This is a genomic window from Mesorhizobium sp. M4A.F.Ca.ET.050.02.1.1 (assembly GCF_003997725.1).
Taxonomy (GTDB): Bacteria; Pseudomonadota; Alphaproteobacteria; order Rhizobiales; family Rhizobiaceae; genus Mesorhizobium.
In genome coordinates, this window is record NZ_RZSG01000227.1 from 1 (window position 1) to 8,029 (window position 8,029).

Annotated in this window: 10 protein-coding genes; 5 read left to right on the forward strand and 5 right to left on the reverse strand. The window is 58.0% G+C overall.

Annotation, left to right across the window (positions count from 1 at the left end; genetic code table 11):
• The first annotated feature begins 192 nt into the window (after window positions 1-192).
• Window positions 193-1,068 carry an ATP-dependent DNA ligase gene (locus tag EOA33_RS16605; protein ID WP_190234290.1) on the forward strand — a complete coding sequence of 292 codons (876 nt, stop codon included), beginning with the start codon at window positions 193-195 and terminating at the stop codon, window positions 1,066-1,068.
• A 27-nt stretch (window positions 1,069-1,095) separates the two neighbouring features.
• Here the strand turns inward: EOA33_RS16605 and EOA33_RS16610 are convergent, their stop codons facing one another.
• Together EOA33_RS16610 and EOA33_RS16615 are read right to left on the reverse strand one after the other, a co-directional pair.
• Window positions 1,096-1,392 carry a DUF982 domain-containing protein gene (locus tag EOA33_RS16610; protein ID WP_245482346.1) on the reverse strand — a complete coding sequence of 99 codons (297 nt, stop codon included), beginning with the start codon at window positions 1,390-1,392 and terminating at the stop codon, window positions 1,096-1,098.
• Between the two features lie 9 nt (window positions 1,393-1,401).
• Window positions 1,402-1,701: a DUF982 domain-containing protein gene (locus EOA33_RS16615; protein WP_127406080.1), complete on the reverse strand. Its 300-nt coding sequence runs from the start codon at window positions 1,699-1,701 to the stop codon at window positions 1,402-1,404.
• 346 nt (window positions 1,702-2,047) lie between these two features.
• Between EOA33_RS16615 and EOA33_RS16620 the strand changes: the two genes are divergently transcribed.
• The 3 genes from EOA33_RS16620 (at window position 2,048) to EOA33_RS16635 (ending at window position 4,337) form a co-directional block, all read left to right on the forward strand.
• Entirely contained in the window at window positions 2,048-2,347 is a 300-nt protein-coding gene (locus EOA33_RS16620; protein ID WP_127406081.1) for a hypothetical protein, read from the forward strand.
• A gap of 467 nt (window positions 2,348-2,814) precedes the next feature.
• Complete coding sequence (locus EOA33_RS16630) at window positions 2,815-3,015, forward strand: hypothetical protein (RefSeq protein WP_126055231.1); 201 nt, start codon at window positions 2,815-2,817, stop codon at window positions 3,013-3,015.
• A gap of 1,100 nt (window positions 3,016-4,115) precedes the next feature.
• On the forward strand, window positions 4,116-4,337 hold the full coding sequence (locus EOA33_RS16635) for a hypothetical protein (protein WP_189347905.1): 222 nt from the start codon (window positions 4,116-4,118) through the stop codon (window positions 4,335-4,337).
• A gap of 222 nt (window positions 4,338-4,559) precedes the next feature.
• On the opposite strand, the gene EOA33_RS41515 is transcribed toward EOA33_RS16635, so the two are convergent.
• The gene (locus tag EOA33_RS41515; RefSeq protein ID WP_348628243.1) at window positions 4,560-5,087 is read right to left on the reverse strand and encodes a hypothetical protein; all 528 of its coding nucleotides are present in this window, start codon (window positions 5,085-5,087) and stop codon (window positions 4,560-4,562) included.
• 144 nt (window positions 5,088-5,231) lie between these two features.
• Here EOA33_RS41515 and EOA33_RS16650 point away from each other — a divergent pair, with 144 nt between their 5' ends.
• Window positions 5,232-6,203, forward strand: a complete 972-nt coding sequence (locus tag EOA33_RS16650) for an IS1595 family transposase (protein WP_127406084.1) — start codon at window positions 5,232-5,234, stop codon at window positions 6,201-6,203.
• 488 nt (window positions 6,204-6,691) lie between these two features.
• Here the strand turns inward: EOA33_RS16650 and EOA33_RS16655 are convergent, their stop codons facing one another.
• Together EOA33_RS16655 and EOA33_RS39075 are read right to left on the reverse strand one after the other, a co-directional pair.
• The gene (locus EOA33_RS16655) at window positions 6,692-7,219 is read right to left on the reverse strand and encodes a hypothetical protein (protein WP_127406085.1); all 528 of its coding nucleotides are present in this window, start codon (window positions 7,217-7,219) and stop codon (window positions 6,692-6,694) included.
• A gap of 53 nt (window positions 7,220-7,272) precedes the next feature.
• Window positions 7,273-7,425: a hypothetical protein gene (locus tag EOA33_RS39075; protein ID WP_189375269.1), complete on the reverse strand. Its 153-nt coding sequence runs from the start codon at window positions 7,423-7,425 to the stop codon at window positions 7,273-7,275.
• Window positions 7,426-8,029 lie beyond the last annotated feature (604 nt).

The following is an 8,029-nucleotide window of genomic DNA, read 5'->3' on the forward strand; positions in this document are numbered from 1 at the left end:
GTTTGCACTTTGCCAGGGGCCACAGCCCTGGCTACTCCAGTAAGGCCTCTCCCGCTGGCTCCGGCCGACGGGCTTTTTAGCAATCACTAACGGAACCGAAGCGACCATGCGATATTGAATCAAAGTTTCGCATGGGGAGTTCCAATGCCTAGGCTTGCCGGCGGCGACCGGTTGTCATTTATCGAGCCGTTGATGCCGACGCTCGTCGACAAGCCACCGGAAGGCGATGGCTGGATTCATGAAGTGAAATTCGACGGCTACCGCTCCCAAATTGTTCGGGACGTGGCCGGTGTGCGCATTTTCAGCCGCCGCGGGCTCGACTGGACTGCAAAATATCGCGACCTTGCCAAGGCCGCGAGCGAGCTCGAGGCCGAGGACGCGATCATCGACGGCGAAGTGATCGTCACGAATGAGGCTGGGCTGTCCGACTTCAAGGCGCTGCGTAAGGCCATTACCAGTCGGCAACAGGACCTCTATTTCGTCGCCTTCGATCTTCTCCACCTCAATGGCCACGACCTCCGCGACATCCCGCTGGAGGACCGGCGCGAGATTCTGGCCGAGATGATCCCGCCTGGCGGGCGCATCCAGTTCAGTCAAGCGTTGCCGGGCGATGCCAAGTCCATCTTTCATCTCATCGAGCAAGCCGGGCTTGAAGGCATGGTTTCGAAGCGCAAGGACAGCAAATATCGCTCCGGCAATTCTACGGCCTGGCTCAAGGCCAAGTGCTACACGATCGACGAATACGAGCTGCTCGGCGTCGAGCGCGAGGCGGGCAAGCCTGCCTTCGCCCTCATGGCCGAGCGCGGCACCGGGCGCTATGTCGGCAGCGCCTTCATCACTCTAAACCGCGAAATGCGAGAACGCTTGTGGCAGCGCGTCCAGGAGCACGCAGGCACGGCGCCGAACGGCATGAGGCGGCCGGCGACGCAATGGGTAAGGCCAGGGCTGATTGGCCGTGTAAAGCACCTCCGTGGCGAGGAAGACCTGCGCCACGCGTCCTTGCAGGACTTCCGCGAGGAAGGGACACCTGGAGGCGGTCATAGGGGAACACCTCTGAAGTATGGCTGAGGCGACGTTGACCGCCGCCTCACCAGCTTAGACGTGCGAAGGCCGCGCCTTCCAACAAGGCGGCGGCATATTTCCATCCTCGATAAGGATGTCCTTCTTCCGGGCAAAGGCGGCAAAGATTCCCCTGGCCGTCTCCGCGTCGATGTCTCCGACCAGTGCCGCCTTGCACGCGCGGATGGCAGCTTTCTGCTCGGGACTGTTGCCGCACCAATCGGTGGCAAACTGGTATGCGTCAACCACGGTGTTGAGCTGACGGGGAAAACCCATTCCAACCCAAACTCGGATCGGCTTTTCGAATGGCTTTGAGAGCATCGCGACCTCCATCGCGAGACTTCAAGCGGCTAGCCCACCGCGGCCGCCGACGCTGGCCATCCATGGCGGCGGTGCGCTCAGTTCTTCAAGAACCTTGGCTGATTTTGCGAAACCGCAGAAGGCCTCCCTTGCGGCGTTTCGCGGGTAATCGCTGTCGAATGCCTTTTGGCAGGCTCGCAGCGCAGTGTCGTAAATCGGGCCGCGCCTATTTTTCGGCCATTCGTAGAGAAATTCCAGGGCGTCCTCGATGCATGCGATTTCCTGGATCAGGCTCTTTCCGCTCTTGACGAAAACAGGGCTGTCGAACATCCGGTCGTTCATAAGATCCTCCAAATCGAACGAACAATTGAGTGTCAGGAGGGCCGAGACCTACGGCAGTATCCCTGGCCCAGCGGCGATATGGGTTTGAGGGCCTTTGTCGTCAAGAGTGCTCTGCAACCTCTATGAGCTTGGTGCATGGGCCTCGCCCGAATAAGACAGCCAGTATCACATCTGTCTGTCCGCGCCGTTTTCCTATATTCGCCGCTCTTTGCGCCCATACCGGGGCGAGCCGGCAGACCCGAGCCCAGAACCTGGCCGCCACACACGATCCCTCGGGCTTTTCGGGAACCGTTCGCGTGTTTTCCTCTTTTGGAAATCGAAGGGACCGCCTCGTAAGGAGACAACGATGAACCGGCTACTTTTCGCGTTACCTATCTTGGCCCTGTCCACTGGGCTTGCCATTGCGCAGTCAACCAGCACCACGAGCGGATCTTCCACGACAACCACGACGACGACAACGATGCCGAGCACCACCAATCAGGGTACAGACTCGACCACCACGAGCGACACCAATCCGAATTCGGCGAAGGATTGCGCACCCGGCCAGCAGACCGGCAGTGCCAAGCAGGCGGCTCCGGGGCAGCAGGATACCGATGCAAAGACGGCTGCTCCAGGCCAGTTGAAAACGACGCCCGAAGGCTGTTGATGCGAGCGAGGGCCGACGCAAATTGGCCGGCGCCCAAGAGCACAGGCCGATCGCGTTTTCAAACTTAGAGATATCCGCGTCGCCGGCAGTAGCTCGGCGGCGCGGTAGGCCCGGTTCGCGCCGCACCCGACGGAACCAAAGCTACCGAGGGTGGTTGATACCAGTCGTCCGCACCAGGCAGCGGCACGCGGACGCTTGGAAGAGTCCATCGCGCTTTCGCCCCAGGGAAGGAGAGCGTCATGCGCTTTTCAGAACGCATGCGTCCGTCTGTGGACGCACCAGCTTCCGCCACCTTGCAGCTAGGACAACGGGTAATCCGCAAGGACACTACCGAGCGTGGGATTGTGGTCGCTACCACCGACCAAACAATAAAGGTGAAGTGGGATCGCGGTAGGACCAGCTACTTCCGCCGTGGCGCGGAAGGTAATGTTCTCCACGCGCCGCCCTCAGGATGACGGAGCTCGCGTATGGCTTCCCCGACCTGTGTCAAATCGGATGATCTCGACATGCTGATCCAGGCATTGACGGACCATTGCCACGACTTTGGCATTTCCGCCGACGCCGAACGAGATGATGTCGCGCGGCTTATGGTGGTGCTCTTCGTCAGCGGGATAGATGATGCCGCTGACATGAAGTTGGCTCTGGCCGCGTCTAGGCTTGTCCACTAGTTCACTGGGCTGTCCCCGTGGCGTTCTTACGAGACCGCCCTGATCGCCAGCGCAAAGCAAATCGCCAGTGGAAAGATCAAGCAGACAGCCATTATGACAACCACGACATTGCCAAGGCGCTCCGTTCGCTGCTTGGCAAGGTCAGCGGCATCATCGTCACTCGAAATGAGATCAAGGATCGAAAAATCATCAGGGGTGGGAGCGTCGTTTGCGAGCCGACCTGCGATGTCAGGTAGGTCCGCTCTGCTCTGGACAAGGGTCACATTCGCCTCGCTGTCAAACGCCGCTTGCCGTTGGCAAAGCCAGGCGCCCACAATGTTCGAAAGGTAAGCATGGCAGGCACCCAGGATGACCGACGACGGAGGGGGTCGAAATAATCGGCGGCCCCGCATCAATGTATTGGCAGTTTGTTGGTTGCCGCCTCCAGCCCTTTGCTTTTGTCGCTGCGACTTCAGTCGCAGCAGGCTTGCGACTGCAGTCCGCTGCCGGAACGAAAAGACATCAAGCCTCGTTTGCGGAGCATTCGGAGGATTTGCATCATGAACCGGCGAGGTGTCTCCTCATCCGACTGCGAGGTCCTTCGGTGTGCCTTCGTAAAATCGGTCATCGAAGACGGAATTCCTGAAGATAAATGGGTGGCCCACGCCGCGTTTTTGATCCGCAGGCTTACCGGCAAAAACGATGTCGACCCGCGCGTGCTGGATTGGGTTTTGCGAAGCAGCAGCGTTCCCCAGCCCCGGGCGAAATGGCTCGAGGCTTAGACCTGGCGCTCGGGCCACGGTCGAAGGGTTTCAGAGGGGGTCGAAAAAGCCCGCCAGCAAGACCCAATGTCGGGGAACCGTGCAACGGGTCGTGCGTTTAGTCAGGTCCCAAAAGCCCGTTGCCACCCATCCTTCAGATGGCAGCGGGCTTGCTGGATAGCCCGGTTCCCTAAACCCTGTCACTCCGTGCGAAACCGGGCTATTCGGTTCGAGGCCGAATCGACTCGCTAACGTGACATTGCAGGAATACAATTAACTTCGTCATCCGCACCCAACCGAGGCAAGCGGATGCTTGAAAGAGCAGATCACGCTTTCGCCCGGGTGGGGGAGGAAAGCGTCATGGCTTTCAAAAAATACAGCAGCATATTCACGCCTGTCGATCTGGAGATTATCCAGAACGTTTTTGACCAGCTTTGCAGCGAGCGCCGTCTGGCCCTTAAGGACCGGGAACAGAGGGAGCAGCTTGCCAACGAAGTTATCCAAGCGTTCGAGAACGGCATCTCAGACGAAGTGGCGTTGCGCCGGTTGTTTTCAAAACGCCGCAGGGCCATGGCCGAGTGAATGCTCTCGGAGGCGGCGGCGTCACCGACCTCGTCCCGGGCTGGGAGCCAATACGCGTCGCCGCAATAGCTCGGCGGTGCGGTAGGCTCGTACCCGACGCCCACGGAACCAAAGCCACCCGCTAGCGGTTAACACCAGTCGTCCGCACCCAACCGAGGCACACGGACGCTTGGAAGAGTAGATCGCGCTTTCCCCCGACTGAGGAAGAAGAGAGTCATGCGCTCACGACACTGGAGTCGCCAGAAGGACGCGCCAGCCTCCACCTCCTTGCAGCCAGGACTGCGGGTAATCCGCAAAAAGGGCGTAGAGAACGGCACGGTCGTCGAGGCTAATCCCGGCCAAATCGACCGAGGCGCGACGGCTTCCTCGACTTACATCAGTTCGGACGATCGTCACATGCTGACCCAGGCATTGACGAAGCATTGCCGCGACTATGGCATTTCCGCCGACGCCGAGCGTAACGATGTCGCCCGGCTGATGATGGTGCTTTTCGTCAGAGGGATCGTCAATGCCGCTGACATGGAAGCGGCTCTGGCCGCTTCGAGGCGGCTCGTTCACTAGGCCTACTTCACCGGCCCCGTCCCGTTCCACCGGATGAACGCCACCCTCCTTGCCGGTGACCTCTCGCACCGTCTTCAACAGCGCCTCATGCAGAAGCTGGAGCGAGCGGTAGTGATCGCATTGCGGCGAGATCAGCGGGCCGACGATGCTCTTGTGCAGCGCCTCCGCCGCCTGCAGGAAGAGCTCCAAATCCGAACCGGATAGCTGCCTGGGTTTTTTGCGCCTGACCATTGCGATCCCTCCGAGCATCACCGCATCTAGGATAATAATCCTAATTATATACGTGACAAAGTACGGGCTATCTGCTAGAAAGATGGCAGGGAGCACCTAGCCATGAAACTCGACAGCCCAATCTTCCAAGACGGCGAAGCCGCCCGCATCCATTTGGAAGCGCAGCGTTGGCCCTATGGTCCCAACTGCCCGCATTGCGGCAACGCTCGTCCTGACCGTATCACCAAGATGGAAGGCAAGGCGCATCGTCCCGGCCTGTACAACTGCATGGAATGCCGTGAGCAGTTCACCGTCACTGTCGGCACCGTGTTCGAGCGCTCCAAGATCGCCTTGAATAAGTGGCTTCTGGCGACGTTCCTCATGGCTTCGTCCAAGAAAGGCATGTCCGCGCATCAGCTGCACCGCATGCTTGGCGTCACCTACAAGACCGCTTGGTTCATGGCGCACCGCATCCGCGAGGCGATGGCCGAAGACGTGAAGTCCAGCGGTCCGCTTGGCGGCGAAGGCAAGACCGTTGAAGCCGACGAAACCTACATTGGACGCGTCGACCGCGATTACCTTTCGCCGCAGCGCAAAGGCCAGCCGCGCTTGAAGCGCAAGATGAAGCCGAAGCGCACCGTTATCGGCCTTGTCGAGCGCGGCGGCAAAGCCCGCATGGTTCACGTCCAGCACGCCACCAAGGCTGTTGTGCGCGATATCCTGGTTCGCAATGCCGACCGCAACTCGACGCTCTACACCGACCAGTCCAAGCTCTACACCACGACTGGCGAGGAATACGCCTCGCACAAGACGACCAATCATTCCGCTGGCGAATACGTTCGCTATGAGGACGGCGAGTCGATCCATTCGAACACGATTGAGAACGTGTTCTCAGTCTTCAAGCGCGGCATGACCGGCGTCTATCAGCATTGCGGCGAAGCGCACTTGCACCGCTACCTTGCCGAGTTCGATTTCCGTTACAATCGCCGCGCGGCGCTCAACTTCACCGACACCGAGCGCCACGACCAGTTGCTTGCCAAGATCGAAGGCAAGCGCCTCACCTATCGGCGGACTGGTGAAGCCGGTCTCGCCTAAGCAGAAGGCTCGCGCTTTCCTTCGTTGGAAAAAACGATCAAAATAATATTGAGCCGACCGCGACAAGGAATCTCGCGCTCGAAGCGAGGCAAAAATAAAGTGCGGCAGAACATAAGACCGCAACGCCATGTGACTTTACAAAGTTCTGTGTCGGCGTGCGGTGGGGGAGAGTTGACATCGTAAAAAGTGACAGGGCCATCGCGAATACAGCCCACACTGCCGCATATAGAATATGAAACTTGTCCAACTCACCGATAGTGGCACCAGCTAAAGCGACGAAAGCTGCGATGCCGGCCAATATGATTGATGACCCGGTTATCACGGCTCCCAGTTGAGCCAATATTACGGTGGCTCCGAGCGTTCTTTCGTCGGTGTCCTTTTCATTTTCAAATGGACGAACTGACCTCCAAGAAGCATGAGTGGCGTAGATAAAAAAAGTTGCAATTGACAGGTCAATAACCGGGACAGTTATAGCGAAGTGAATGAGGTCACTTAGCATTTTTCAAACTTTCGAGGTCGATTACGTACTTCATATATTCTGCCTGATTTTGTGGCCATTTCTTTAGCACTTCGTCGCTTGCGGTCCCGTCTTTAATCATCGATGGAAGGGCAACGGCAAGCGGGCCTACGCTCGAACCGAGCGCGGCGCGAACTTTTTCGTTGCCGAATGCCGCCGACGCGTCGTTCCAATAGGGTTCCGCTAGCGGTGGCTTATTTACAGGCCAGAAACAAAATACGGAAAAGGCTGCCCTATAGTCGTCATCCGACGCGGTCTTACGGTCGTTCTTAATCGCTATGGAATTTGCAACTTCGTTTACAGCGGACAGCAGCCCGACATAACGGCCAATATCTTCGACCGAAGCATTAGCCCATTTGATATGCAGTCGCTCAGCAACCGGAAACTCTGTTGCCAACTGTTGGATTCTGTCAGGGACAATTACAGGGCCGTCGCCTTGCGCGACCGCCGCTGACGTGATCATTCCCGAAATCGCAAGTACAATTATTGCTAGTCTCATCTGCCACCCCTCCCACACCAAAATCGATATGGTGGTCGGCTGCTATAGGAGAGTCAACGCTTATGTTTTATGGCTTGCTTCGTCGCTTCTTTGGCGGCCACCTTAAGCGGTGATTCTTTCTTGTCATGCGGCTTCGGGGGCGTCTTCAGCATCCGCTTCAGCGTCTCATTGAAGCGCTTTTCGTCTGAGGGGACAGACTTATCCATGCGAGATAAGGACTCCATGTATGGGCAGGCCGCATGGCCTGATTACCCCAATGACCAAGACAACGCGATGCACGCCGTTGGTTGTATCACATCCTGGTGGGCGCGGGTCGAGAATGTCTATGAGCGGTTCCTCTACCAAGGGCTAGAATACTCTCAAGCCGCCTTCCTGAGGACTACGCTTACAAATTCCCAAAAGATCGGGCTTATCAGGGCTTCCACTGTGATCCTGAGGCGCACCGAACCGGCGATGAGCGAAGCCATAGGGACCTTCCTACTCTACGCAAACATATGCGCAGAGAACCGCAACTTCATTGCCCATGCCGATATTCAAAGCGACGCCAAGCTTGGGGCCATGAGGGTCAGTAAAAGAGCCAACCAATTCGGCGGTAAGGATTACGTGTTCCACGTCAACGTTGCGGACCTGAGGCGAATGGCGCAGGAAATGGCCGATGTCGCCCTCTATGGGAGTATCATTCCGCTGGCGATGCGAACTCCAGTCCCATTGCCTCCAATACCGCCGAAACCACGTAAGTGGGATCAACTTCTTCCAAAGGAAGATCGCAAAAGCGTGCCACGCCCGCCTGAAGCATCTGAGGCGTAACCT